This window comes from Herbaspirillum sp. Her3, from assembly GCF_057961275.1.
This window is the reverse complement of record NZ_CM176328.1, coordinates 4,492,633-4,515,908: the sequence shown is the minus strand read 5'-3', so window position 1 is coordinate 4,515,908 and position 23,276 is coordinate 4,492,633. Positions and strand designations below refer to the sequence as shown.

The 23,276-nt window shown below is 63.3% G+C and carries 21 protein-coding genes; 7 read left to right on the top strand and 14 right to left on the bottom strand.

From position 1 onward, the window contains the following. Positions 1–41: 41 nt before the first annotated feature. The 4 genes from gntK (at position 42) to ACVC5H_RS20615 (ending at position 5,319) form a co-directional block, all read left to right on the top strand. The gene (gene gntK / locus ACVC5H_RS20630) at positions 42–1,595 is read left to right on the top strand and encodes a gluconokinase (RefSeq protein WP_489619599.1); all 1,554 of its coding nucleotides are present in this window, start codon (positions 42–44) and stop codon (positions 1,593–1,595) included. Positions 1,596–1,666: 71 nt separating this feature from the next. Then, positions 1,667–2,461, top strand: coding sequence for an SDR family NAD(P)-dependent oxidoreductase (locus tag ACVC5H_RS20625; protein WP_489619598.1), 795 nt, complete (start codon positions 1,667–1,669; stop codon positions 2,459–2,461). A 27-nt stretch (positions 2,462–2,488) separates the two neighbouring features. Beyond that, positions 2,489–3,526, top strand: a complete 1,038-nt coding sequence (locus ACVC5H_RS20620) for an L-idonate 5-dehydrogenase (protein ID WP_489619597.1) — start codon at positions 2,489–2,491, stop codon at positions 3,524–3,526. A 239-nt stretch (positions 3,527–3,765) separates the two neighbouring features. Beyond that, positions 3,766–5,319: a methyl-accepting chemotaxis protein gene (locus tag ACVC5H_RS20615; protein WP_489619596.1), complete on the top strand. Its 1,554-nt coding sequence runs from the start codon at positions 3,766–3,768 to the stop codon at positions 5,317–5,319. A gap of 98 nt (positions 5,320–5,417) precedes the next feature. Here the strand turns inward: ACVC5H_RS20615 and tal are convergent, their stop codons facing one another. The 4 genes from tal to pgi form a co-directional block, all read right to left on the bottom strand. Next, positions 5,418–6,353 carry a transaldolase gene (tal, locus tag ACVC5H_RS20610; protein ID WP_489619595.1) on the bottom strand — a complete coding sequence of 312 codons (936 nt, stop codon included), beginning with the start codon at positions 6,351–6,353 and terminating at the stop codon, positions 5,418–5,420. 105 nt (positions 6,354–6,458) lie between these two features. Next, a complete protein-coding gene (locus ACVC5H_RS20605) occupies positions 6,459–7,313 on the bottom strand; it encodes an SIS domain-containing protein (protein ID WP_034310514.1) in 855 nt (284 codons plus the stop codon). Positions 7,314–7,349: 36 nt separating this feature from the next. Then, positions 7,350–8,816, bottom strand: coding sequence for a glucose-6-phosphate dehydrogenase (gene zwf, locus ACVC5H_RS20600; RefSeq protein WP_489619594.1), 1,467 nt, complete (start codon positions 8,814–8,816; stop codon positions 7,350–7,352). 51 nt (positions 8,817–8,867) lie between these two features. Then, entirely contained in the window at positions 8,868–10,538 is a 1,671-nt protein-coding gene (pgi, locus tag ACVC5H_RS20595) for a glucose-6-phosphate isomerase (RefSeq protein ID WP_489619593.1), read from the bottom strand. Positions 10,539–10,863: 325 nt separating this feature from the next. Here pgi and edd point away from each other — a divergent pair, with 325 nt between their 5' ends. Together edd and ACVC5H_RS20585 are read left to right on the top strand one after the other, a co-directional pair. Continuing rightward, positions 10,864–12,735: a phosphogluconate dehydratase gene (gene edd, locus ACVC5H_RS20590; protein ID WP_489619592.1), complete on the top strand. Its 1,872-nt coding sequence runs from the start codon at positions 10,864–10,866 to the stop codon at positions 12,733–12,735. Further along, the gene (locus ACVC5H_RS20585; protein ID WP_489619591.1) at positions 12,732–13,361 is read left to right on the top strand and encodes a bifunctional 4-hydroxy-2-oxoglutarate aldolase/2-dehydro-3-deoxy-phosphogluconate aldolase; all 630 of its coding nucleotides are present in this window, start codon (positions 12,732–12,734) and stop codon (positions 13,359–13,361) included. The genes edd and ACVC5H_RS20585 overlap by 4 nt, the downstream gene beginning before the upstream one ends. Positions 13,362–13,487: 126 nt before the next feature. On the opposite strand, the gene ACVC5H_RS20580 is transcribed toward ACVC5H_RS20585, so the two are convergent. From ACVC5H_RS20580 to ACVC5H_RS20570, 3 genes are all read right to left on the bottom strand, one after another. Then, positions 13,488–13,790, bottom strand: a complete 303-nt coding sequence (locus ACVC5H_RS20580) for a hypothetical protein (protein WP_489619590.1) — start codon at positions 13,788–13,790, stop codon at positions 13,488–13,490. 142 nt (positions 13,791–13,932) lie between these two features. Beyond that, positions 13,933–14,769: a prolipoprotein diacylglyceryl transferase gene (lgt, locus tag ACVC5H_RS20575; RefSeq protein WP_489619589.1), complete on the bottom strand. Its 837-nt coding sequence runs from the start codon at positions 14,767–14,769 to the stop codon at positions 13,933–13,935. Between the two features lie 88 nt (positions 14,770–14,857). Continuing rightward, positions 14,858–15,760, bottom strand: a complete 903-nt coding sequence (locus tag ACVC5H_RS20570; RefSeq protein WP_489619588.1) for a LysR family transcriptional regulator — start codon at positions 15,758–15,760, stop codon at positions 14,858–14,860. A gap of 228 nt (positions 15,761–15,988) precedes the next feature. Between ACVC5H_RS20570 and ACVC5H_RS20565 the strand changes: the two genes are divergently transcribed. Further along, positions 15,989–16,303, top strand: coding sequence for a c-type cytochrome (locus ACVC5H_RS20565; protein WP_489619587.1), 315 nt, complete (start codon positions 15,989–15,991; stop codon positions 16,301–16,303). 69 nt (positions 16,304–16,372) lie between these two features. Here ACVC5H_RS20565 and ACVC5H_RS20560 read toward each other — a convergent pair whose 3' ends face one another. The 7 genes from ACVC5H_RS20560 to ACVC5H_RS20530 all read right to left on the bottom strand — a co-directional run bounded on the left by ACVC5H_RS20560 (position 16,373) and on the right by ACVC5H_RS20530 (position 23,245). Beyond that, the gene (locus tag ACVC5H_RS20560; RefSeq protein WP_489619586.1) at positions 16,373–16,906 is read right to left on the bottom strand and encodes a hypothetical protein; all 534 of its coding nucleotides are present in this window, start codon (positions 16,904–16,906) and stop codon (positions 16,373–16,375) included. Continuing rightward, positions 16,893–17,369, bottom strand: coding sequence for a hypothetical protein (locus ACVC5H_RS20555; RefSeq protein WP_489619585.1), 477 nt, complete (start codon positions 17,367–17,369; stop codon positions 16,893–16,895). The genes ACVC5H_RS20560 and ACVC5H_RS20555 overlap by 14 nt, the downstream gene beginning before the upstream one ends. Before the next feature lie 272 nt (positions 17,370–17,641). Beyond that, positions 17,642–18,646, bottom strand: coding sequence for a transketolase family protein (locus tag ACVC5H_RS20550; RefSeq protein WP_489619584.1), 1,005 nt, complete (start codon positions 18,644–18,646; stop codon positions 17,642–17,644). Then, complete coding sequence (locus ACVC5H_RS20545) at positions 18,643–19,488, bottom strand: transketolase (RefSeq protein WP_489619583.1); 846 nt, start codon at positions 19,486–19,488, stop codon at positions 18,643–18,645. The genes ACVC5H_RS20550 and ACVC5H_RS20545 overlap by 4 nt, the downstream gene beginning before the upstream one ends. A 35-nt stretch (positions 19,489–19,523) precedes the next feature. After that, positions 19,524–21,380 carry a TRAP transporter large permease gene (locus ACVC5H_RS20540; RefSeq protein ID WP_489619582.1) on the bottom strand — a complete coding sequence of 619 codons (1,857 nt, stop codon included), beginning with the start codon at positions 21,378–21,380 and terminating at the stop codon, positions 19,524–19,526. Continuing rightward, positions 21,377–22,423: a TRAP transporter substrate-binding protein gene (locus ACVC5H_RS20535; RefSeq protein WP_489619581.1), complete on the bottom strand. Its 1,047-nt coding sequence runs from the start codon at positions 22,421–22,423 to the stop codon at positions 21,377–21,379. Before ACVC5H_RS20535 ends, ACVC5H_RS20540 begins: the two co-directional genes overlap by 4 nt. Positions 22,424–22,495: 72 nt before the next feature. Beyond that, positions 22,496–23,245: an SDR family NAD(P)-dependent oxidoreductase gene (locus tag ACVC5H_RS20530; protein WP_489619580.1), complete on the bottom strand. Its 750-nt coding sequence runs from the start codon at positions 23,243–23,245 to the stop codon at positions 22,496–22,498. Between the last annotated feature and the right edge of the window lie 31 nt (positions 23,246–23,276).

Genomic DNA, 23,276 nt, shown 5'->3' with positions numbered 1-23,276 from the left:
CTGGTCCGGGCGTCTTGCTTTGCCCCGTAAGGAAAATTCGTATGGCCTCTTCCGCACCCTTCATGCTCGGCGTCGACATCGGCACCACCAGTACCAAGTCCGTCGTCTTCACGCTCGATGGCAAGGTGGTGGCCCAGCATGCAGAGGAATATCCGGTTCTCTGTACCGAACCGGGCATGGCGGAACAGGACCCGGACCAGATCGTGGCCGCCGCGCTGGCCTCCATCGCCGGGGCCGTCAAGGCGGCCGGGGCCGCGCCTGGGGACATCGCGCTGCTGTCCTTCAGCGCGGCCATGCACAGCGTCATTGCGCTCGATGAGCAGAACCGGCTGCTGTGCAACAGCATCACCTGGGGCGACATCCGTGCCTCGGTCTGGGCCGAACGCATCAAGCACGAGCACGACGGCAATGCCATCTATCGCCGTACCGGCACGCCGATCCACCCGATGTCGCCGCTGTGCAAGCTGATGTGGCTGCGCCATGAAAAGCCGGAGATTTTCCACCAGGCGGCGCGCTTCGTCGGCATCAAGGAATACCTGCTGTACCAGCTCTTCGGCCAGTGGGTGGTGGACCATTCCATTGCCTCGGCCACCGGCATGTTCAACCTGCGTGAACTGGCCTGGGACAAGGGCGCACTGGATTTGCTGGGTGTGCGGCCCGAGCAGTTGCCCACGCCGGTGCCGACCACGCACCGTCTGCCGGCCCTGGCACCGGAGATGGCGCAGCGCCTGGGCCTGTCAGTCCAGACGCCTTTCATCATCGGCGCCAATGACGGCGTGCTCTCCAACCTGGGCGTGAACGCCATCGAGGTTGGCCATGTGGCCGTGACCATCGGCACCTCTGGTGCCATGCGCACCGTGATCGATGAACCGCTGACCGATCCGCATGGCCGCCTGTTCTGTTATGCGCTGACCGAAAAACACTGGGTGGTCGGTGGCCCGGTGAACAACGGCGGCAACATCTTCCGCTGGGTACGCGACGAGCTGGCCACGGCAGAAGCGGCGGCGGCGCGCGAGGAAGGCGTCGATCCCTATGAGGCCCTGACGCGTATTGCCGAGCAGGTGCGCCCGGGTGCGGAAGGCCTGCTGTTCCATCCCTTCATGGCAGGCGAGCGCGCGCCGCTGTGGAATGCCGACCTGCGCGGTTCCTTCTTCGGCCTGGCCCTGCATCACGGCAAGCACCACATGATCCGTGCGGCGCTGGAGGGGGTGATCTTCAATCTCTACAGCATCCTGCCGGCGCTGGAAGAACTGGTCGGGCCGACCAAACGCATGATGGCCACCGGTGGCTTCGCCCGTTCGGCGCTGTGGCGCCAGATGATGGCCGACATCTTCAACCGCGAAGTAGTGGTGCCGGAGAGTGTCGAGTCGTCCTGCCTGGGGGCGGCCGTGCTGGGTGCCTGGGCGCTGGGGCTGGTGCCGTCGCTGTCGGTCATCTCGGGCATGGTCGGTTCTACCAATCATCACGCCCCCGAGGCTGAAGCGGTGGCCGTCTACGGCCGCCTGCAACCGATCTTTGCCGCCATTCCGGCCAAGCTGGAGGCGGAGTATCACGCCATTGCCGCTTTCCAGCGCGAGACCGGAAAGGCGCACTGAGACCTGTTTTGCGCCATATTGGCCAGGGCAGATATTGACAATGAAATTTCCGACAAGAAGAAAGACACCTCATGACCATCAAGACCACCTCGTTGCCCGCAGGTTTGCAGGGCTTTTCCCTTGAAGGCAAGCTGGCCCTGATCACCGGTTCCTCCGGTGGCATCGGCCTGGCACTGGCGCGCGGCATGGCCGAAGCGGGCGCGGCCATCGTGCTCAACGGACGTGATGCCGGCAAGCTGGCTACCGTCGCGGCGCAATTGCGTGCCGAGGGCCACACCATCCATGAAGCCAGTTTCGACGCGACCTCGGCCGAGGACGTGAAGGCTGCGGTGCAGAAGATCGAAAGCGAGATCGGCGCCATCGGCATCCTGGTCAACAATGCCGGCATCCAGCGCCGCAATCCCTTGGAGGAGTTCAAGGAATCGGACTGGCACGATCTGATCAACACCAACCTCAACAGCGTCTTCTATGCCGCGCAAGCGGTGGCGCGCCACATGATCCCGCGTGGCGCCGGCAAGATCATCAACATCTGCTCGGTGCAGAGCGAACTGGGCCGTCCGGGCATTGCGCCCTATACCGCCACCAAGGGTGCGGTGAAGATGTTCACCAAGGGCATGGCCATCGACTGGGGCAAGTACGGCATCCAGGTCAACGGCCTGGGTCCGGGCTATTTCAAGACCGAGATGAACATGGCCCTGGTCAACGATGCCAAGTTCACCGACTGGCTGGTGGGCCGCACGCCCTCGCGCCGCTGGGGCGACGTCGAAGACCTGGTGGGCGCGGCGGTGTTCCTGGCCAGCGATGCTTCGCGTTTCGTCAACGGCCACATCCTCTACGTGGATGGCGGCGTGACGGCCACCTTGTAAATCATTTAGCTCATTTCGGAGAAGACCATGCAAGAAGGACTCGTCATTCACGCGCCGCACGATTTGCGCATCCAGGCCCTGGAGACCGGCACCCTGCAGCCGCAGCAGCTGAAGGTCAAGGTCAAGGCCGGCGGCATCTGCGGCTCGGACCTGCACTACTATCACCACGGCGGCTTTGGCGTGGTGCGCATCAAGGAACCGATGGTGCTGGGCCATGAAGTCTCGGGCCAGATCGCCGAAGTCGGTTCGGCCATCACCGACATCGCACCCGGCACCCGCATCGCCATCTCGCCCAGCCGTCCCTGCGGCGCCTGCAAGTACTGCCAGGAAGGCAAGCAGAACCACTGCCTGGACATGCGCTTCTACGGCAGCGCCATGCGCACGCCACATGTGCAGGGCGCGTTCCGCCAGGAAATCATCATCGAACGTTCGCAGGCCCACATCGTGGCCGATCACGTCAGCGACGGCGAGGCCGCCATGGCGGAGCCGCTGTCGGTAGCGTTGCATGCGGTGCGCCGCGCCGGCCCGCTGGTGGGCAAGCGCGTGCTGGTGACCGGCTGCGGTCCCATCGGTGCCCTGGTGGTGGTCGCCGCGCGCCGCGCCGGCGCGCTGGAAGTGGTGGTCACCGACGTGGCCAGCATGCCGCTGCAAGCCGCCTTGCAGGTGGGCGCAGATCGTGCCATCAACATGGCCGAGACGCCCGATGCATTGAAGGCCTATGCCGCCGACAAGGGGACCTTCGACGTGCTCTTCGAAGCCAGCGGCAATGAGCGCGCGCTGGTGGGTGCCCTGGAAGCCTTGCGTCCGCAAGCGGTGATCGTGCAGGTCGGCCTGGGCGGAGATATCCAGTTTCCGGCCAATCTGCTGGTGGGCAAGGAACTGGACTGGCGGGGTGCCTTCCGCTTCCATGAAGAGTTCGCCATGGCAGTGGAACTGATGAACCGCAAGCTGGTGGACGTCAAGCCGCTCATCACGGCCACCTATCCCATCGCCCAGGCAGTGGAAGCCTTCGAGATTGCCGGCGACCGCTCGCGCATGATGAAGGTGCAGATCCGTTTTGACTGAATCTGCAAGGTGGCCCGATGGCGGGCCGCTGCAAGGATTCGTGAGGATGCCGTCCGCAGTGTTGCTGGACGGCATTTTTGTTTTCCTCCGCGGGAAGCGATATGAGTCCCGATTGACTCGCCTCGATTGACAAGCCCTGTTGCGCGCTATAAGTTCGTTGCCAAGTCTGTATGGCGCAGCATGGAGGGCGCGCGCCATGTCACGCAGCCATCGCAACACCTCTGGGGGAGAGGAAAATCATGTTCAGGCCTGGGCTTCGCACGCTCACCGTCGGTCAGCGCTTGTCGGTGCTGATCCTGTTGGCCTTGCTGGGGCTGGTCGCCACGGCTGCGGTCAGCTTGCGGCAGATCGAAAGCGTCTATCACGCCGCCAGTTATGCGCAGGTCAACACCGTGCCCAGCGTGACCACGCTGGATGATACGCAGGCCGCATTCAACGCCATCCAGGGACGCATCTATCAATACCTGGTCAATCCCGACCCGCACGACCGTAGCCGGCTGCTGCACGAAATGGAAGTGCAGCGTGCGCGCATGAACCGGCATCTCAAGACCTATACCGATGCCTACGTCACCGACGAGGCCGATGCGGCCATGCTGGCCGATGACCAGGCCCGCATCGCCGCCTTCGAGGAAGTGGTGCAGCGCTTGCTGGCGGTGGCCGAGCAAGACCGGGTTGAGGATAGTTTGAGCCTGGCGGTCCTGGAGTTTCGCGCTGCCATCGATACCGTGCAGGCCACCTTTGCCCGCCATCGTTCCTACAAGATCGCCCAGGGCGACGCTGGCGGGCTCAGTGCGCGCGAGATCATCAGCGATGCGCTGGAGACCGTGATCCAGGTAGCCGGTGGCGTGCTGCTGCTTTTGCTGGTGGCAGGATGGCTGCTCACCCGCACGCTGCTGCGCCAGATGGGGGGCGAGCCGGGCGATGTGGTGACGGTGATGCAGCGCCTCTCCGACGGTGACCTGGTGCAGACGATCACGCCCAAGTCTCGCTACCGCAACAGCATGATGCACGCGATCCAGAAGATGATGACGCGGCTGGGCCAGGTGGTGACCGAGGTGCGTGCCAATGCCGATGTCTTCGTCAGCACTGCCGAGGAAGTCAGCGCGACGGCGCAATCGCTCTCGCGCGCCTCCAGCGAACAGGCGGCCGGGGTGGAACAGGCCAGTGAAGCGCTGGCGCTGATCCACGGCGGCATCATGAGCACCGCGCAGAATGCCCGCCAGACCGACCAGATCGCCTCGGCCGCGGCGCTGGAGGCGCGCCAGTGTGCCGACACGGTCAAGCAGATGGTGGCGGCCATCCAGCAGATTGCCGGCAAGATCGAGGTGATCGATGACATCGCCTACCAGACCAATCTGCTGGCCTTGAATGCCACCATCGAGGCGGCCCATGCAGGTGAGCACGGCACCGGCTTTGCCGTGGTTGCGGCCGAAGTGCGGCGCCTGGCCGAGCGCAGCCAGTCGGCGGCGCAGGAGATCGACCAGGTGGCGCGCGAGAATGTGGCCCTGGCATGTGCGGCCGAACGCCAGCTCAACGACATGGTGCCGACCATCGCCCGCACCTCGGCGCTGGTGCAGGACATCGTGCAGTCGGCAGACCAGCAGTCGGCCGCCGTGAGCCAGATCAGCACCGCCGCCAGTGAACTGGCCCAGGTGATCCAGCAGAATTCGCTGAGCTCGGAAGAGCTGGCCGCCACCTCGGAGGAACTCAACCGCCGCGCGATCCTGCTGCAGACGACGGTGAGCTTCTTCCAATGCCAGCTGGCGCAGGGGATGCAGGCCAGGATGGCTTAGGCGGTCTCCTCCCTTCGGCAGGGCAGACCTGAAAAAGGGCCGCATCGTCAGCACGATGCGGCCCTTTCTGCATTGAGCTTGCTGTGACTATGCCTGGCTCAACGCAATGCGTCGACGATCTGCTCCAGCTTCACCGCATCGGCGGCGAACTGGCGAATGCCTTCGGCCAGCTTCTCGGTGGCCATGGCATCGGCGTTGAGGGCCAGTCGGAAGGCCTTTTCGTCCAGCGAGATGCGTTCGATATCGGCGGCATCGGCGGCTTCCTTGCTCAGCTTGCGTTCGACCGGTGCATCGGTGTCGGCCAGCTTTTGCAGCAGGTCGGGGCTGATGGTCAGCAGGTCGCAGCCGGCCAGTTCCACGATCTGCGAGGTATTGCGGAAGCTCGCGCCCATCACTTCGGTGGCGTAGCCGAACTTGCGGTAGTAGTTGTAGACCGACTTGACCGATTGCACGCCCGGATCCTCGCTGCCGGTGTATTCCTGTCCGGTGGACTTCTTGTACCAGTCATAGATGCGGCCGACGAAAGGCGAGATCAGCTGGACGCGGGCTTCGGCGCAGGCGATGGCCTGCGGCAGCGAGAACAGCAGGGTCAGGTTGCAGCGGATGCCGTCCTTTTCGAGGATCTCGGCGGCACGGATGCCTTCCCAGGTGGAAGCGATCTTGATCAACACGCGCTCGCGGGCGATGCCGGCCTCTTCGTACAGGCGGATCAGCTCGCGGCCCTTGGCGACCGTCCCTGCGGTATCGAAGGACAGGCGCGCATCGGTCTCGGTGGAGACACGCCCCGGGATGAGCTTCAGGATTTCCAGGCCGAAGGCGATCAGCAGGCGGTCGATGATCTCATCGGTGCTCTTGCCGGCGTGGGCCTTGACCACCGATTCCAGCAGCGGCTTGTATTCGGCCTTCTGCACGGCTTTGAGGATCAGCGAGGGATTGGTGGTGGCATCCTGCGGGGCGAAGGCTTTCATCGCCTGGAAGTCGCCGGTATCGGCCACGATGGTGGTGTACTGCTTCAACTGGTCAAGCTGGCTCATGGAAAGTCCTGTTGCTAAAGAGAATGAAAGGGACAGCCGCATTGTACGCAGGGATGCTGCGCTGTCTGTCGGTCAATGGCTGATCCTTGATCCGTCGCAGTCCTTTCAACGGAAGAAGGAGTCGAATTGCATGTCGAATTTCTGCAGCGACTTCTGGGCGTTCTGCATCTTCTTGCGGAATTCCGGTCCGCGCCGCAAGGCCAGGCCCACCGCCAGGATATCGATCACCACCAGGTGCGCCAGGCGCGCCGAGATCGGTGTATAGGGGTCGATGTTGAAGGACAGGTCGATGGGCACCAGCACGGTGGCCAATTCGGCCAGGGGGGTGCCGGACGGCCCCAGCACGATGATGTCGGCGCCGCCCTTGCGCGCCAGCTGGATCGAGCGCAGCAGCGCTGCGTTGCCGCCACGCTGCGAGATCGCCACCACACAGTCGCCCGCTTTCAACAGCGAGGCTGCGATGCTGTGGATGTGCGGGTCGGAATAGGCGACGGTGGGCACACCCGAGCGGAAGAACTTGTGCTGGGCATCGTTGGCCACGATGCCGGAGGTGCCCTGGCCGTAGAACTCGATCTTGTTGGCGCGCGCCAGCACGTCCAGCGCCAGCTGGATGGCATCCGGGTTCAGGTGGTTGCGCAGATCCAGCAGGGTATTGATGGAACGGCTGCAGATCTTGTTGACCAGATCGGCGGCCAGGTCATCCTGGGCCAGTGTCTCGTCGGCGCCAGGCAGGGCCAGCGCCAGGCTCTGCGCGAGTTTCAATTTAAAGTCGTGCCAGCCCTCGTAACCGATGGCGCGGCAGAATCGGATCACGGTCGGTTCCGAGACTTCCGCATTCTTGGCCAGGGCCGTCAGGTTCTCCGCCAGCGCCAGCTGCGGATTGGCGAGGATGGTGGCCGCCACCTTCTTCTCCGACTTGGAGAGGGAGTTGATGTGGGTGCGGATGGAGTCGAGCAGCATGGACATGACGTGGACCTGGTGATGCTGTGCGCTACCTCAGACCTCGGGCAGCGCTTCTTCGCGCCACTGCAGGCCATCGCGGCCGATCAGGGCGCTGGCTGCCGCTGGTCCCCAGGTGCCGGCGTTGTAGGGCACGGGGTCGGCTTCCTGCTGGTCCCAGTAGTTCAGGATCGGTTCCACCCATTCCCAGGCGGCTTCCAGCTCGTCGCTGCGCATGAACAGGGTCAGGTGGCCGCGCAGCACGTCCAGCAGCAGGCGCTCGTAGGCGTCCATGCGCGGGGTCTTGAATTTCTCGCGGAAGTCCAGTTCCAGTTCCACCGGGCGCAGGCGCATGCCATCGCCGGGCTGCTTGGCCATCAGGTTCATGTGCAGGCCTTCGTCGGGCTGCAGGCGGATCACCAGGCAGTTGGGGGTGTCGTTCTGATGCGCGAAGATGGAGTGCGGCACGCTCTTGAAGCGCACCACGATCTCGGCCAGCGAATCGGCCATGCGCTTGCCGGTGCGCAGGTAGAAGGGCACGCCGGCCCAGCGCCAGGTATCGATTTCGGCCTTCACGGCCACATAGGTCTCGGTGCGCGAATCGGGATTGGCATCGGCTTCCTTGCGGTAGCCCGGCACGGCCACGCCATCGACGTGACCGGCGCGGTACTGGCCGCGCACCACGTTCATGGCCAGCGTGGTCGGGCTAAAGCGCTTGAGCGAACGCAGCACTTTCAGTTTTTCGTCACGCACGGCATCGGCCGAGTTGGACACGGGCGGCTCCATGGCCACGATACAGAGCAGTTGCAGCAGGTGGTTCTGCAGCATGTCGCGCAGGGCGCCGGAGGTGTCGTAGTAATCGAAGCGGCCACCCACGCCGAGCTCTTCGGCGATGGTGATCTGCACGTCGGAAATCCATTCACGGCGCCACAGCGGCTCGAACAGGACATTGCCGAAGCGCAGCGCCAGCAGGTTCTGCACGGCTTCCTTGCCGAGGTAGTGGTCGATACGGAAGATCTGCGATTCCTGGAAGAAGCGGCCCACCTGCGCGTTGATGTTGCGGGCGCTTTCCAGGTCGCGGCCCAGCGGTTTTTCCAGCACCACGCGCGAGGTCGGTGTGACCAGTCCGGCCTTGGACAGGTTCTCGCAGATGGAGGCGAACAGGCTCGGCGGCGTGGCCAGGTAGAACACGCGGGCCAGGCCGTCGACGTTGCGCAGGACTTCCTTCAGATGGCTGAAGCTGTCGGCTTCCCTGGCATTGACGGAGGCATATTGCAGACGATTGGTGAAGCGGTCCCAGACGGTGGCATCCATGTTGGAGGCCGACACGTGGGGCTTGGAATCCTTTTCCACCAGCTTCAGGAAATCCTCGCGGGATTTTTCATCGCGGCCCAGGCAGATGATGCGTGCATCGGCCGGCAGGTCGCGCGCGCGTTCGCGGGCATACAGCGCGGGCAGCAGCTTGCGCATCGACAGGTCGCCGGTGCCGCCGAATAAAACCAGATCGAAATCAGAAGTAGCCATGGTGTGTGTTGTCTCTTGTGCGTGAAGTAGCTGGTTGGAGCTACGTGGTTGCTAGCCTTGCTGCGCCTTGCCGGATGCCTGGCGCGCCAGGGCGATCAGGGCGCTGGTGGAGGCGTCGTGCCGTGCGGCATCCGGTGCGGTGTCGGACTTCAGTTCGGCCAGGATGGTCTTGGCCAGGACCTTGCCCAGTTCCACGCCCCACTGGTCGAAACTGTTGATGCCCCAGATCGCGCCTTGCACGAAGGTCTTGTGCTCGTAGAGCGCAATCATCGCGCCCAGCGCATGCGGGCTCAGTTCAGGCAGCAGCAGGGTATTGCTGGGACGGTTGCCGTCGAAGGTTTTGTGCGGGATCAGCGCCGCGAGTTCCGCTTCGGGCAAGCCCTGGGCTTGCAGGTCGGCGCGCACTTCGTCGGCACCCTTGCCGCGCATGAAGGCTTCGGACTGCGCGAAGCAGTTGGCCAGCAGCGCTTCCTGGTGCTCGGCAATGCCGTGCGAAGGTTTCAGTACTGCAATGAAATCGATGGGCGTGATGTCCGTGCCCTGATGCAGCAACTGGAAATAGGCGTGCTGGCCGTTGGTACCGACATCGCCCCAGATGGCCGGGCAGGTCTCTACGGCCACGGGCGTGCCGTCGCGGGTGATGCGCTTGCCGTTGCTCTCCATGTCCAGCTGTTGCAGATAGGCCGGGAAGAAGCGCAGCCATTGGTGATAGGGCGCGATGGTCAGCGAGCCGCTGTCGAGGAAGTTGCGGTTCCAGATGCCCACCAGGGCCTGGATCACCGGCATGTTCGAGGCCAGCGGTGCCTCGCGGAAATGGCGGTCCATGGCGTGGGCGCCGGCCAGGAATTGCGCGAAGTTCTCGTAGCCGACCAGCAGGGCCACCGGCAGACCGATGGCTGACCATACCGAATAGCGGCCGCCGACCCAATCCCAGAAGGGGAACATGTTCTCGGTATCGATGCCGAAGGCGGCCACTTCCTTCGCATTGGTCGAGACGGCCACGAAATGCCTGGCCAGGTCGTCCGGCTTGCCATGCTGCAAGAACCACGCACGCGCCGATTTGGCGTTGAGCATGGTTTCCTGGGTGGTGAAGGTCTTGGAGGCGACGATGAAGAGCGTGGTCTCGGGATCGATGCGCGAGAGCACCTCATCGAGATCGTGCCCATCGACGTTGGAGACGAAGTGCGCCGTCAGCCGTGCATGGCGATAATCGCGCAGCGCCGTACAGACCATCTGCGGACCGAGGAAGGAACCGCCGATGCCGATGTTGACGATATCGGTGATCTCGCGCCCGGTATAGCCGCGCCAGGCGCCGCTGCGCACGCGCTCGGAGAAGGCGCGGATGTGCTGCAAGACGGCGTGAACCTCCTGGGCCACCGGCTGTCCGTCCACTTGGGCGTCGCAGGCATCGGCCGGTGCGCGCAGGGCGGTGTGCAGGACTGCGCGTTGTTCGGTAAAGTTGATCTTCTCGCCGCGGAACATGGCCTCGCGCAGCTCTTCCACACCGCGCTCGCGCGCCAGGCTCAGCAGCAGGTCCAGCGTATCGGCGTTGAGGCGGTTCTTGGAATAATCCAGCAGCAGCCCGGCAGCACGCACGTGCATGCGCTCGAAACGGTCTGGCTGTTGGGCGAACAGGTCGCGCAGGTGCCATTGAACTGCCGTGGCGTGATGGGCTTGCAATGCCTTGAAGGCGGCCGTGTCGGTCAGGGCGATGGTATGCATGAGTTGGAGGTCGGTTGGCTGTCGTGGCCCGGCAGGAGCAACGAGGCCGGCCGTGGGCATGTTCTCGGGACAACGCAGACGACTATACATCAAATGGCGTCAAAGTGGTAGTTTCACTACAGTTTATGACGCCCCCGTTACATTGCTGCGCGGCATCGTCACGATGAGCTTCCCGGTCCGAAGTGATAAGGGTTTTGGAGCAGAATGTTCGTTAGCAATGAAAAGGCTTGCAGGACTGGCCTGCTGCAGCACTCTAAGTGTATGATTTCATTCGGCCAAAATTGTGTAGTAAAATTACAGTGTTAACGCTAACAGGAAACCGACAATGCCTCTCAACGCTACCTTAGCCAGCGTCACCCAACGCATCGCCGAACGTAGCCGTCCTTACCGGACCGCTTATCTCGAACGCCTGGAAGCGGCTCGCCGCAAGGGCGCGCAGCGCGGCGCGCTGGCCTGCACGAACCTGGCCCACGGCTTCGCCGCCTTCCCCGCCAATGACAAGCTGAAGCTGAAGGAGGACAAGGCACCGTCGCTGGCCATCGTTTCGGCTTACAACGACATGCTCTCGGCGCACCAGCCCTTCGAGCGTTTTCCCCAGATACTGAAAGAAGCCGCGCGTGAAGCCGGTGCCGTGGCGCAATTCGCCGGCGGCACCCCGGCCATGTGCGATGGTGTCACGCAAGGCCAGACCGGCATGGAACTGTCGCTGTTCTCGCGCGACGCCATCGCCATGGCTACCGCCATCGCGCTGTCGCACAACATGTTCGATGCGGCGCTGTATCTGGGCGTGTGCGACAAGATCGTGCCAGGCCTGTTGATCGGTGCGCTGCACTTCGGCCATCTTCCTGCCGTGTTCGTTCCGGCCGGTCCGATGACCAGCGGCATGAGCAACAGCGACAAGGTAAAGATCCGCCAGCTCTACACGGCCGGCAAGATCGGCCGCGCCGAGTTGCTGGAAGCAGAATCCAAGTCCTATCACGGCGCCGGCACCTGCACCTTCTATGGCACCGCCAACAGCAACCAGATGCTCATGGAAGCCATGGGCCTGCACCTGCCGGGCGCGGCCTTCATCACCCCCAACACCCCGCTGCGCGATGCGCTCACGGCCGCTGCAGCCAAGCAGGCAGCCAAGATCACCGACCTCGGTTCGCAATACACCCCGGTGGGCCGCATGATCGACGAGAAGGCCATCGTCAACGCCATCGTCGCGCTGCACGCCACCGGTGGTTCCACCAATCACACCCTGCACCTGGTGGCCATCGCCAAGGCGGCCGGCATCGTGATCGACTGGGACGACTTCGACAAGCTCTCGGCCGTGGTGCCGCTGATCACCAAGATCTACCCCAACGGCACGGCCGACGTGAACCACTTCCATGCGGCCGGTGGTACCGGCTTCGTGCTGCGCGAGCTGATCGATGCCGGGCTGATGCATGACGACGTGACCACCATCCTCGGCCAGGGCCTGCGCCAGCACTGCAAGGAACCGATGCTGGCCGCCGAAGGCGAGAATGGCCGTCCCGGCATCGTCACCTGGCACGATGCGCCCGCCCAAAGCGGCGACGAAGGCGTGCTGGGCACCGTGGCCAAGCCGTTTGCGGCCGATGGTGGCTTGAAGCTGCTGCAGGGCAACCTCGGCCGTGCCGTCATCAAGATCTCGGCGGTCAAGCCCGAGCACCGTGTGGTGGAAGCACCGGCCATCGTGTTCCATTCGCAGGAAGCCTTCATGGCCGCCTTCAAGGCCGGCGAGCTGGACCGCGACTTCGTGGCCGTGATCACCTTCCAGGGCCCGCGCGCCAACGGCATGCCCGAGCTGCATTCTCTGACCCCGGCGCTGGGCATCCTGCAGGACAAGGGCCGTCACGTGGCGCTGGTGACCGATGGCCGCATGTCGGGTGCATCGGGTAAAGTACCGGCCGCGATCCACGTCACGCCGGAAGTGCTGGGCGGTGGCCCGCTGGGCCGCGTTCGCACCGGTGACGTCATCCGCCTGGACGCTGATGCGGGTACGCTGCAAGCCAAGGTCGAGGCCGCCGAATGGGATGCACGCGGCCAGGACAGCAGCGACCTGTCGGGCAATCAGCACGGCATGGGCCGCGAATTGTTCAGCCTGTTCCGCAACGCGGTGGGAACCGCAGAAGAGGGCGGCGCCACCTTCGGCCTGCCGCCGATTTTTGAGAAAGAGAAAGTCACGGTATGAAGACCACACTGGAAATCATGCGCGCCTCGCCGGTCATCCCGGTGATCGCCATCGACAAGTTCGAACACGCCGTGCCGCTGGCGCGCGCGCTGGTGGCAGGCGGAATCCGCGTGCTGGAAATCACCCTGCGCACCGAGCATGGCCTGCCGGCCATCCGCGCCATTGCCGAGTCGGTGCCGGACGCCATCGTCGGCGTGGGTACGCTGACCTCGCCCGACGAGTTCACGGCATCACGCGATGCGGGCGCGGTCTTCGGCGTCTCGCCGGGCCTGACGCCTGCGCTGATCGAAGCGGCCAAGCGCAGCGGCCTGCCGCTGCTGCCGGGTGTGATGACGCCTTCGGAAGTGATGGCGGCGCGCGAAGCGGGCTTCCGTCAGCTGAAGCTGTTCCCGGCCGTGCCGGCTGGTGGCGTGGGCATGCTCAACGGCATCGCCGGTCCGCTGGCCGATGTGTCGTTCTGCCCGACCGGTGGTATCACGCAAGAGACCGCGCCACAGTTCCTGGCATGCAAGAACGTTGTCTGCGTGGGCGGCTCCTGGCTGACCCCGAAGGCCGCCATCGAGGCCGGTGATTGGGACAAGATCACCGAGATTGCCAAGGCGGCGGCTGCGTTGAAGAAGGGTTGAGTTGTCCACAGCCTGAAAGAAGGACGGTATCGATAATCCCGATACCGTCTGGCAGATCCAGAAAGCCTCGGTGAGCAGCCGAGGCTTTTTGTTTGGCATGCTGGAAGCAGATCAATTTGCCACGTTTTAGACTAGTCGTTCCCTAAGCTTGGTGTAGCACATTCCTGCATCCGTTTCGCCAAAACGCACTTCACAATAAAGTTTGAACGCGGCGCGCTCAGGGGGCGAAAGCTGATTCATCGGAATGAAATCGAGTCCTGTCTGGACTGGATTGAAGAAGCGAAATTGCAGAGAAGGTCGATGCTTGATGAACGGTTCCCAAGTGACGCCCATCTCGTGATCTCCGACGACTCGCTCGATGCCAATAAAGGGCGATAGTGCAGCGGTGGCGGCTATCGCAAACGCGATCTTGAAAATGGGGCCTTTCATGGCGGCTAAAATTGAAATGGAGTTGGAGTAGCGTTTTGATCAACGTGGAAGATATTGGGTTCGGCAGTCCTTACCATTTCAAGAAAAAGGGCGGGAGCGATTGACTCGCTACCCGCCCTTTTCCTTTGCCTGCTTTTACTTTTTATTCCTTGGCCGTCACTGCCGGCACAACCGGCCCCTGCGCCTGCTGCTTCAACTTGTAAGCCAGCACCAGCAGGATAATCCCCAGCACGATCATCGGCACCGACAGCATCTGCCCGGCCGAGATGGTGATGCCGCCAAAATGCACCTCGTAATCCGGCACGCGGAAATACTCGGTGAAGAAGCGCGCGCAGCCATACAGCAGCGAGAACATCGCCGCCACCGCCATGCGCGGACGGGCATGGCGCGCGAAGATCCACAGGATGATGAACAGCAGAATGCCATCGACCAGCATCTGATAAATCGGCGAAGGATGGCGCGGGATGTTGTCCACGTTGGGCCAGATCATGGCCCAGGGCAGCGAGGGATCGGCCGGACGGCCCGGCAGTTCGGCATTGATGAAGTTGCCCAGGCGGCCAGCGGCATAGCCCAGCGGTACCAGCGGCGCGATGAAGTCCATGATGTCCATCAGGTTGCGCCCGCGCTTGCGGCCCCACAGGTACATCGCCAGCAGCACCCCGAGGAAGCCGCCATGGAAGGACATGCCGCCCTTCCACACCGCGATCATGTCGGCCGGATGCGCAAAGTAATACGCCGGGTTGTAGAACAGGATCTCGCCCAGCCGCCCCCCCAGCACCACCCCGAGCACGCCATAGAAGAGCATGTCATCCAGGTCCTCCTTCTTCCAGCCGACGGCGGCGATGTGCGGTTGCTTGATGCGCAGGCGTCCCAGCGCGATGAATTGGACAAAGGCCAGCAGGTACATGAGGCCGTACCAGTGGACGGCCAGCGGCCCGATGTGGATGGCGATCGGGTCGGGCATGGGATGGACGAGCATGAGTTTGATCTTTCTGTTGTTGGGCGGAACGGCGGTTGGAGCGCGGCAGCCTGCGCAAGTTCGCCAGAATGATTCCCGCAAGATGGGATCAGGTGGGCGTCTCCAGCTGGTCCAGCAACGCGCGCAGGACACCTGAAGGGTTGTCACGGCGCCAGGCCAGGCCGGTCTGGATCTCCGGTGCCGCATCCGAGAGCCGGCGGTAGTCCACGCCCGGGCGTTTCAGATTCGACACGGATTGTGGCACAAGCGCCATTCCCATGCCAGCCGAGACCAGGCCGACGATGGTCTGCATCTGGATCGCTTCCTGGCCGATGTGGGGTGTCACGCCGGCATCGCGGAAGCACGACAGGATGGTGTCATGGAAGGCCGGTGCAATGCGGCGCGGGAAGATGATCAGCGGCAGTTCGCGCAGGCTCTTCAAGGAAACCGGCCCACGCTTCCTGACCGCGCCTTCGGGCAGCGCCGCGATCAGCGGCTCCGACAGCACCGGCCGCACGTCCAGCAGCGCGGCGGCTTTTTCGGGCAGCGGCGGCAGCAGCAGGCCGGCGTCGATCTTGCCCTGCATCAGGTCTTCCAGCTGGACGTCGGTAGTGGCTTCGCGCAATTCGATCTGCACTTGCGGATATCGCGCCCGGAAGCGCTGCAGGAGCGGGGGCAGGATGCTGTAGTCGGCGCTGGAAATGAAGGAAAGTGACAAAAGTCCGGAAGCCCCGCTGGCCGCGCGCCGGGCCAGGTCGGGCAGGGCGGCCGCCTGTTGCAGGATGCGCTGCACCTCCGGCAGCAAGGCCTGGCCGGCCGGCGTGAGCGCCACGCTGCGCTTGGTGCGCTGGAACAGTGGCGTGCCCAGTTGTTCTTCCAGCGCGGCGATGGTCTGCGACAGCGGCGGCTGGGTCATGTGCAGGCGCGCGGCGGCGCGGCCGAAGTGTTTCTCTTCGGCGACGGCGGCAAAGTAGCGCAGCTGGCGCAATTCCAGGCGGGGATGGTCGGACATGGACTGATAGCGGATCCGAATGAGTCGGGCGTCCATGATATCCCCGGCCCGCAGGAGCGACAAGGCGGTGAAGGGGAGATATTTCCATTATGGAATTTGATCTATGACAGATAGTCGCCAGGGCGTATAGAGGGCATGCGCCCAAGCCGGGTAGAATAGCCCCGCCTGTGAAGCGCCTAGAGAATGCTGCCGCAGGCCAGTCCGTTCACCGCTTGCTGAGGAGCCCTAATGAAAACCCTGTTGTTGATCGCCACCCTGATGGCCGGATCGGCCCTGTCGGCCCAAGCCATGGCCAATGAGCAGTTGGCCAAATCCAAGAATTGCATGGCCTGCCACTCGGTGGATGCCAAGATCGTCGGCCCCGCCTACAAGGAAGTGGCCAAGAGGTATGCCGGCCAGAAGGATGCCGAAGCCAAGCTGGTCAAGAAGGTGCTCGAAGGCGGCAGCGGCGCATGGGGCGCAGTGGCCATGCCGGCCAACAAGGGCCAGGTGACCGAGGCGGAAGCGCATCAGTTGGTGAAGTGGGTGTTGAGCCTCAAATAATCGGCCGCTGTTTGCCATCCCAAGATGCGGCTCAGGATTGGCTGAGCTGCATCATGCACTCAGGCGCATTTACTCCAACTCGGGTTTTGAGATCACCATCATCAATTCAGACAGGATGGAGAAGGCGCTGTAAGGCTCAACGCGCGTGGGTGGAGTGCTCTTCGGATTTTGGTGAGCGACCCAGTCGCGATACTGCTTGATTTGTTTGGCTTGACCGATGAGATCGCCAGAGGTGGACTCCTTGAACAGATCCAGCACTTTGCCGAACTGCCATCGTTCGATTTCATCAAAAAATCGTCGCTCGAAGGCATGCAGGAATGAAGAGCCCGGTTTCTCGGCATCGACAAGCTTCACGCGGGTTTGGATGACGTCGAAAACGAAGCGCTCAAAGGTCGCCCACATCGCCAGCACGGCAAGATCATCCAACTGTTGACTGCTTACTGCCAGCGCATCCTGCGCTTGCGCCGCAGACAAATCTTCCAGCGCAGTTCGCTTCAGGAAACGAGACTGCTGGTTCGTCACCAGACGGCGAGTCACGCGAAGACTCTCACGCGACGTTTGGTAGGTTTCGTAGACCCGCTTGAGATTTTCAGGTGTCGCCATATCCAGAGACGTCTTCCAAAAGTGAGCGAAACAGTTGCTCATCCAAACGTTGCGCTTTGATGTTCGTGCGAATGTCCACCCAATACCAGCCATCCCCTTCTATCCCTGAGATCATCTTCACGGTCCGTTCTTCTAGCGGCTCTCCATGATGAATTTTGTGAGTGATCGTCGGACCCTTGCCTCTGAAAAATGTCAGTTTGGCGGTGTCAACCGGTCCGATCAGATCAACTCTTCCATGCGCCCCAAGCAAGTTGTGTCCGACCGGGACCAGACACACGTTCTTGCCAGATGAGCCTGTTGCAATGGAGAGTTCGGGGGCGGTGTAGGAAGGGAATCCCTGTTCTTGTATCGTCCGGTTTCGCTCTTCCACCTTCAGCGATAAAGGCATCACCCATTGACGTACTGAAGCGTACAGTTCTTTGATGCGCGCTACGTATTCTTCATTGGCGACGTTATCGGTCATGTGGTGATTTCCTTGTTTGTCTGCTAGTACCGACTTGACGCTGCCGATGCTGGCAGCATGAGCCAATGAGCAGGCCATGGGCTAGATAAGCGATTGCGCCGGTGCTAGTCAATTGTTTCGGGTGAGACTCCCTATTTTAGTTTGCTTTTATCGAAGTCTTGGTAGATCGCAGCGCGCCGACGACCGTCTGCATCTGACGACGCGGCTCTCGCATGCCTGATGAACCATGCCAAGGACGGCTGGCCTGATTCATCGCGGCATGCAGCACTCGCCTATTTCAACCACCCCCTGATCCGCCCGCTCAACACCTCACAACTGATCCCATACCGGTCATGCAAGGTCGGCAGTGCCCCCGCGTCGAGGAAGGCATCTGGCAAGCCCGCCATCTGGAATCCGGCCGGCTGTACGCGGTTGCGCATCAGCGTGGTGGCGACGATCTCGCTCAGGCCGCCGATGACCGAATGGTTCTCGGCCACGACCACCAGGCGGTTCTTCTTCCTGACTTGCTCCAGCACCGTGGCTTCGTCAAAGGGCTTGATGGTCGGGCAGTGCAGCACCCCTACGCTGATGTTGTCGGCTTCCAGCGCCCTGGCCACTTCCAGTGCGCGCATGGTCATGAAGCCGCTGGAGATGATCAGTACGTCGTTGCCGTCGCGGATTTCCTTGGCTTTGCCCAGCTCGAACTGGTAGTCGTATTCATCCAGCACCAGCGGCACATTGCCACGCGCCAGGCGCATGTACACCGGCCCCTGATGCGCCGCGATCTGCGGTACGGCCTGCTCCAGGTCCAGCGCATCGCAGGGATCGACGATGGTCAGGCCGGGAATGGCGCGCATCATCGCCAGGTCTTCGGTGGCCTGGTGGCTGGGGCCGTAACCGGTGGTCAGGCCGGGCAGCGCGCAGCAGATCTTCACGTTCAGGTTTTCTTCGGCGATCACCTGGTGGATGAAGTCATACGCACGACGCGTGGCGAAGACTGCATAGGTGGTGGCAAAGGGTACCAGCCCTTCCTTGGCCATGCCGCCGGCAGCGGCCATCAACAACTGCTCGGCCATGCCCATCTGGAAGAAGCGCTCGGGATAGGCCTTCTGGAACAGGTGCAGGTCGGTGTACTTGGCCAGGTCGGCAGTGAGGCCCACGATCTCGGGACGGTCGGCGGCATATTCCACCAGTGCCTTGCCGAACGGAGCCGCCTGCACGCGCTGCCCCTCGGCGGCGATGGAGGCGATCATGGCCGAGGTGGTCAGGCGCGGTTTTTTGTCTGCGACGGTGTTCATGCTTGGCTTCCTTGTTGATAAGACTGGTCGAGGATGGATAGCGCCTGCTGCCATTCGGGCGGATCGACACGGATGAAGTGGTTCTTCTCGCGCTGCTCCAGGAAGGGCACGCCCTTGCCCATCAAGGTATCGAACAGGATCACGCGCGGCCTGGCGTCCTTCAGGCTGCGGGCATTGTCGAAGGCCTGCACCACGGCCGCCAGGTCATTGCCATCGACCCGTTGCACATACCAGCCGAAGGCAGCCCATTTGTCGGCCAGCGGCTCAAAGCCCATCACCTTGCTGGACGGACCGTCGGCCTGCTGGTTGTTGATGTCAACCAGGCAGATCAGGTTGCCCAGCTGGTGATGCGCCGCGCCCATGGCCGCTTCCCAGGTCGAGCCTTCGTCCAGCTCGCCATCGGACATGGAGTTGTAGACGAAGGCCGGATTGTTGTTGTACCGCAGCCCCAGCGCCATGCCCACGCCGATGGCCAGACCCTGGCCCAGCGAGCCGCCGGAGATTTCCATGCCCGGCGTATAGGTCGCCATGCCCGACATGGGCAGTCGGCTGTCATCGCTGCCGTAGGATTCCAGTTCTTCGTCGGGGACGATGCCGGCTTCGATCAGGGCCGCATACAGCGCGATGGCGTAGTGGCCGTGCGAGAGCAGGAAGCGGTCGCGGCCGCTCCATTCCGGGTCGTCCGGGCGCAGTTGCATGGCGTGCTTGTAAGCCACGGCCAGCACGTCGGCCCAGCCCAGGGCCTGGCCGATGTAGCCCTGCCCCTGGACCTCGCCCATGCGCACGGCATTGCGGCGGATGCGGTATGCGCTGGCGCGCAGGTTTGCCAAATTGTCAGACATTGCGTGTCCTTGCTAGATGAATGAAAACGTAAAAATCACAGGAAACCAATCGAGAACCACGGCACGAAGGCCACGATCAGCAGGCCCACCACCAGCGCACCGAGATACGGCCAGATGCGTTTGACCGCCACGTCCGGATGCACGCGGCCGATGGTGCAGGCGGCGTAGTAGCCCAGGCCGAAGGGCGGCGCGAACAGGCCCACGCCCATGGAGAGGATGATGACCATGGCGTAATGCACCTCATGCACGCCAATGGCCTTGGCCACCGGGAACAGCAGCGGCGCGAACAGCACCATGGCCGGGATGCCCTCCAGCACGCTGCCCAGCACCACGAAGGCGGCAATCGACACCAGCAGGAAACCGTATTTGCCGCCCGGTACGCTGGTCATGGCCTCGGCCAGTGCATGCGAGAAGCCTGATTGCGTCAGCGCCCACGACATGCCGGTCGCGGTGCCGATGATGAACAGGATGGCGCCCGACAAGGCGGCGGTGTCGACCAGCATCGGATAGAGCCGCTTCCAGTCGAACTTGCGATACACCAGGAGACCCGCCACCACCGAATAGGCGATGCCGATGGTGGAAACCTCGGTGGCGGTGGCCACGCCTTCGACCACGGCCGTGCGGATCAGGATGGGCAGCAGCAGCGCGGGCAGCGCGATGATGAGCGTGCGCAGTACCACGCGGCCGGGCGCGCGCTGGATGCCTTCCATGATCTCGGCACTGCGCCAGCGCGCGAGGATGGCCAGCAGCACGGCCAGCACGATGCCCGGCATGATGCCGCCGGTAAACAGCGCCGCAATCGACACGCCGGCCACCGAACCGATGGTGATCAACACCAGCGAGGGCGGAATGGTCTCGGCCATGGCGCCCGAAGCGGCCAGCAACGAAATCAGCTCACCCTCGTGATTGCCACGGCGCTTCATCTCCGGCAGCAGCACCGGGGCCACCGCCGCCATGTCGGCGGTCTTGGCGCCGGAGATCCCGGAAACCAGCAGCATCGCGCCCAGCAGCACATAGTTCAGGCCGCCGCGCACGTGGCCCAGCAGCGAAGCCAGGAAGTCCACCATGGCCTTGGCCATGCCGGTCATCTCCACCAGGTGGCCCAGCAGGATGAACAGCGGCACCGCCAGCAGGATCAGCGAGGACATGCCTTCATCGAAGCGTCCCGCCACCACCGCCAGCGGGCTGGTGGTCACGGTCAGCATGAAGGCCACCGTGGCCAGCCCAAAGCAGAAGGCAATGGGAATGCCCAGCAGCACCGACACCGCCAGCACCAGGCCGAAGAACACCACCAGGTTCCAGTTGCCGATGGCCTGCAGCCAGTCCGCACCCAGAGTCATCGCACCGGCCACCACGGCCAGCAGCACCAGCACGCCCACCAGATCAACCAGCTTCTGGCGCGAGATGCGCAACAGCGACAGGGTGATCATCAGTGCCGCGCCCACGCCCACGGCCGCTGCGCGCACGGTGTTGGGCCAGCCCAGCGCGGGGGTCTGCACGAACATTTCGTCTTCGGCGTATTCCCACATCGGGTGGATCAGGATCAGCAGCATCACGCAAGGCGCGATGATGGCCAGCGCTTCAGCCCAAGCCTTGCCGCGTTCGCTCATGAAGCCCACCAGCACCGTGGTGCGCATGTGGGTGCCGCGCCGCAGGGCGACGGCTGCGCCCAGGTTGGCCAGCCACAGGAAGAGGATGGACGCCAGTTCATCGGCCCAGGGAATGGGACTGTTGAAGATGAAGCGCATGATCACGCCCGCCAGCAACACCGCCACCTCGCCCACCACCAGCGCCGCAGCGGGGATCTCGATGGCCAAGCCCAGCCAGTGTTCCAGGCGCGCAGACAGCGAGCGGTCATCCGTCACCGGCTGCTCCAGCGACAGGGCGCTCATCCCAGGCTCCCGACGGCGTTCTGCAGCAGCTTCCAGGCATCGTCGCCGAACTTGGCGCGCATGTCCTTGTAGAAGTTGGCCTGGGCCAGGGCGGCCTTGAAGGAGTCCTTGTCGGCTTCGATGATCTGCACGCCCTTGCCCTGCAGGTCATTACGGGCGAAACCGGCCAGCGAGGCGATGTCGGCGCGTTCGTCGGTGGCCGCCTTGTCCAGTTCGCGGCGCACGATTTCCTGGATGTCCTTGGGCAGCTTCTCGAAGGCACGGCGGTTGCCCAGGATCCAGTAGGCATCCCACACGTGGTTGGAGATGGTGCAGAACTTCTGCACTTCATACAGGCGCGCGGTGCTGATGATGGCCAGCGGGTTTTCCTGTCCCTCGACCAGCCTGGTCTGCAGCGACGAATAGACTTCGTTGAAGTTGATGGGCGTGGGGCTCGCACCCAGGGCAGTGAAGAGCGAGGTCAGCATCGGAGCGGCGGGCACGCGCAGCTTCAGGCCCTTCAGCTCGGCGGCGGTCTTGATCGGCTTGGTCGAGGTGGTGATCTGGCGGAAGCCGTTGTCCCAGGGCTTGGACATGGTGAGCAGGCCGACCTTCTCGATCTGCGCGCGCACGTAGGCACCCAGCGGGCCGTCCATGGCTTGCCAGACTTCCTTGTAGTCGTGGAAGGCAAAGCCGGTGTTGACGATGCCGGCCGCCGGCACCAGGGTGGACAAGACCACGCTGGCCTGGTTGAAGAATTCCACGCCGCCATTGCGGATCTGCGACATCAGGTCGGTATCGGAACCCAACTGGTTGGCCGGGAACAGCTTGATGTCCAGGCGGCCACCGGTGGCTTCGCGGATACGGTCGATGGCTTGCTGCGCACGCTTGTTGACCGGGTGCGACGGGTCCTGGCCGGTGGCGAACTTGTAGTTGAACTCGGCCGCATGGGCCGGACGGGTCATGATGGAAAACAGCGGCAGCGCGGCGCCGACCGCGCCTGCCTTGAGCAGCTGGCGGCGGCTCAGGGTGGTCTTGCCGGTTTTATTGTCGTCATGGGTCATGTCAGGTCTCCTGTTTGTTCTGGTATCGGAAAGATGCCGGCCAGGCCGGCGTGGACGAGCATTAAGCTGCGTTTAATGGATCAGCATGCCACCATTAACGTCCAGCGTAATGCCGGTGCAGTACTGCGAGAGCTCGCTGCCCAGGAAGACGCAGGCACCGCCGATGTCATCGGCACGGCCCAGGCGGGCCAGGGGAATGGTCTCGGCGATCTCGGCTTTCTTTTCTTCGGTGAGCTTGCCCTTGATGATGTCGGTGCCGATCAGGCCGGGGGTGATGCAGTTGACGCGGATGCCTTCCGGACCGAACTCGCGTGCCATGGCGCGCGCCAGGCCCAGTACGCCGGCTTTGGCGGCCGAATAGTGCGGACCGCCCAGGATGCCGCCGCCGCGCTGCGCCGACACCGAGGAGATGCAGATGATGGAGCCGCTCTGCTGCGCACGCATGGCCGGCAGTACCGCCTGCGACATGTAAAGCGTGCCGCGCAGGCTGACGTCGAGGATGCGGTCGTAGTCGGCGCCGGTGATCTCCAGCGTCTTGACCGGCTGGGTGATGCCGGCATTGTTGACCAGGATGTCGATGCGGCCGAACTGCTTGAGGATGGCGCTGGCGGCGGCTTCGCAGGAAGCCTTGTCGGTTACGTCGGCCACCAGGCCCAGGTGCTGGCTGCCGATGCGCGCTGCCGCCGCAGCCGGGTCGGCCTGGGCCAGATCCAGCACCACCACGCGGGCGCCTTGTTCTGCCATCAGGCGCGCCGTGGCGTAACCCAGTCCGTTGATGCCTGCACCGCCGGTAATGACGGCAACCTTGTCCTTGAGCAGCATGTCGTGTTCTCCAGATGTTGTTTGCGTTGAG